Below are 2,597 nucleotides of genomic sequence, written 5' to 3' on the forward strand. Positions count from 1 at the left end.
GACGCGGGCATCCTGCCGGAGGCCGGCGCGGTCATCTTCGACGAGGCGCACGAGCTGGAGGACATCGCGTCGAGCTACTTCGGCATTGCGATCAGCAACCTGCGCTTCGACGAACTGGTGCGCGACGCCGAGACCCTGCTCAAGTGGAAGCACCTGTTCACCCCGCAGATCAAGTCGGCGGTGGCGCGGGTGCGGGAGCGCTCGCAGTTCTTTTTCGCGCTCATCCCTCCGGGCGAGGGCCGCTTCGCCTTCGAGAATCGCCGCGAATTCCTGGAAGAAAACGGCGACGAGTACTCCGGTTTGCTGGGCGCGCTTTCCGGGCTGGCTTCGGAGTTGCAGGGGCTGCGCGAGAAGCCGGAGGAAGTCTTCGCGCTGGCGCGGCGCGCCGAAGAGCTGCGCGTGCAGTTGAGCTTCCTGCTCGAGTCCGACGACCGCAACACCGTCTTCTGGATCGAGCGTAGGAAGGAAGGCCGGCGCGGCGGCGGGCACGTCATCCTGCAGGCCACGCCCATTGATGTCTCGCAGATCCTGCGCCAGTGCCTGTTCGAGAAGCTGGAAACGGCGGTGCTGACCTCGGCGACGCTGGCCGTTTCCGGGGGCTTCAGCTACGTGCGGCGGCGGCTGGGCGTGGACCACGGGCGGGAGCTGGTGGTGCCCTCGCACTTCGACTACGCGCGTCAGGCGATCCTTTACATCCCGCCCGATTTGCCCGACCCGCGCACGCCGCAGTTCGCCGCGCGCGCCGCCGACCGCATCCGGCGGCTGCTGGAGATCACGCAAGGACGCGCCTTTTGCCTGTTCACCAGCTACGCCCAGATGCACGACCTCCACGACCGGCTGCTGGGCGAGCTGGAGTTCCCCGTCTTCCGCCAGGGCGACGCGCCCAAGAGCGCGCTGCTCGAGGAGTTCCGCCTGACGCCCAACGCGGTGCTGTTCGCCACGGCCTCGTTCTGGCAGGGCGTGGACGTGCAGGGCGAGCAGTTGAGCTGCGTCATCATCGACCGCCTGCCCTTCGCCGTGCCGGGCGACCCGGTGGTCGCTGCCCGTATCCGCGCCATTGACGAAGAGGGCGGCAACGCCTTCTTCGACTACCAGGTGCCCGCGGCCGTCATCACCCTGAAGCAGGGCTTTGGGCGGCTGATCCGCTCGCTGCAGGACCGCGGCGTGCTGGCGCTGCTCGATAATCGCATCCTCAAGCAGCGCTATGGGCAGGTCTTCCTGGAGAGCTTGCCGAACTACCGGCGGACCACCGAGCTGGCGGACGTGGAATCCTTCTTCGGAGCGACCTAGCGGCGCGGGAAGCGGCCTGGGCCTCTCTCCGCGCTACAATGTGTGTTTCGGGACGCGTCCGCGCCTTGGCTGATGAAGTAACGGCTGAGAGCTGAAGGCTGCCATGTTCGAAATCACCGTCGAAGAGAGCTTTGCCGCGGGGCACTACCTGCGCGACTACAAGGGCAAGTGCGAGAACCCGCACGGGCACAACTACAAGGTGCGGGTGACGCTCACCGGCTCAGAGCTGGATAAGGCCGGCCTGCTGGTGGACTTCAAAGACCTGAAAGAGCTGATGAAGCCGGCGATCGAGCGGCTCGACCACCAGATGATGAACGACCTGGCGCCGTTCGCCACCGTGAATCCCTCGGCGGAGAACCTGGCCCGGCACTTCTACGACGAGACCAGCGCCAAACTGAAGTCGGCGACCCAGGGCCGCGTGCGGGTGAAGGAAGTCACGGTGTGGGAAACGGATTCGACCACGGCCACGTATTTCGAGTGAGCCACTCGCCACTAGAATGCAAATCACTGAAATCTACCGCTCCCTTCAGGGCGAGTCCTCCTACGCCGGACTGCCCTGCATCTTCGTGCGGCTGACCGGGTGCAACCTGCGCTGCACGTGGTGCGACAGCGAGTACGCCTTCACCGGCGGGCGCAAGATGACGGTGGAGGAGATGGAAAGGGAGGTCCGCAAGCTGGCGCCCGTGAAGCTGGTGGAGATCACCGGCGGCGAGCCCATGCTGCAGGAGGACGAGGTTTTAGACCTGATGCGGCGGCTGCTGGCCGCGGGCTACACCATCCTGCTCGAGACCAGCGGCGAACGGCCGCTGGCGAACGTACCGCAGGAAGTGGTGAAGATTGTGGACGTGAAGTGTCCGCACTCCGGCGAGGCCGGAACCTTCCGCATGGAGAATCTCGAGGCGCTGACGCCGCGCGATGAGGTGAAGTTCGTCCTCAGCGACCGGACAGATTACGAGTTCGCTCGCGACTTCACCCGCGAGCACAAGCTGGCGGAGCGCGCCGGCTCGGTGATTCTTTCCCCAGCGTTTCGCAAGGACGCCCGCGGGGCCCGCGACGCCTCCCAATGCCTGCTCGACCCCCGGGAGCTGGCCGGCTGGATCCTGGCGGACGGCCTGCCGGTGCGCTTAGGCCTTCAGATTCATAAGTTTATCTGGGCCCCGGAGACCCAGGGAGTATAGGGATTCAGTACCAAAGTAACCTTTGCCAGGCCGACTTTTGTTGCATTCGGAGAGCCGGCGGCGGCGGATTGCCATCTAAACTAATGGAGCCCAGCCCCTAATGAGCGCGGATCAACGCAAGCCGAAAGC

3 protein-coding genes are annotated in these 2,597 nt (G+C 65.5%); all 3 read left to right on the forward strand.

Going from position 1 to position 2,597, the window contains the following annotated elements:
- The coding region (locus VGQ94_06180; GenBank protein ID HEV2022099.1) for an ATP-dependent DNA helicase at positions 1 to 1,290 on the forward strand (1,290 nt) is incomplete at its 5' end.
- A 103-nt stretch (positions 1,291 to 1,393) separates the two neighbouring features.
- The gene (gene queD, locus VGQ94_06185) at positions 1,394 to 1,771 is read left to right on the forward strand and encodes a 6-carboxytetrahydropterin synthase QueD (protein ID HEV2022100.1); all 378 of its coding nucleotides are present in this window, start codon (positions 1,394 to 1,396) and stop codon (positions 1,769 to 1,771) included.
- Between the two features lie 16 nt (positions 1,772 to 1,787).
- Positions 1,788 to 2,468, forward strand: coding sequence for a radical SAM protein (locus VGQ94_06190; protein ID HEV2022101.1), 681 nt, complete (start codon positions 1,788 to 1,790; stop codon positions 2,466 to 2,468).
- Positions 2,469 to 2,597: the final 129 nt, after the last annotated feature.

This window comes from Terriglobales bacterium (assembly GCA_035937135.1).
Classification (GTDB): Bacteria; Acidobacteriota; Terriglobia; order Terriglobales; family Acidobacteriaceae; genus DASYVL01.

Excerpts from the sequence above, each read along its gene's own strand:
- VGQ94_06190 (HEV2022101.1), top strand. The coding sequence starts at position 1,788 with ATGCAAATCACTGAAATCTACCGCTCCCTTCAGGGCGAGTCCTCCTAC.
- queD (HEV2022100.1), top strand. The coding sequence starts at position 1,394 with ATGTTCGAAATCACCGTCGAAGAGAGCTTTGCCGCGGGGCACTACCTG.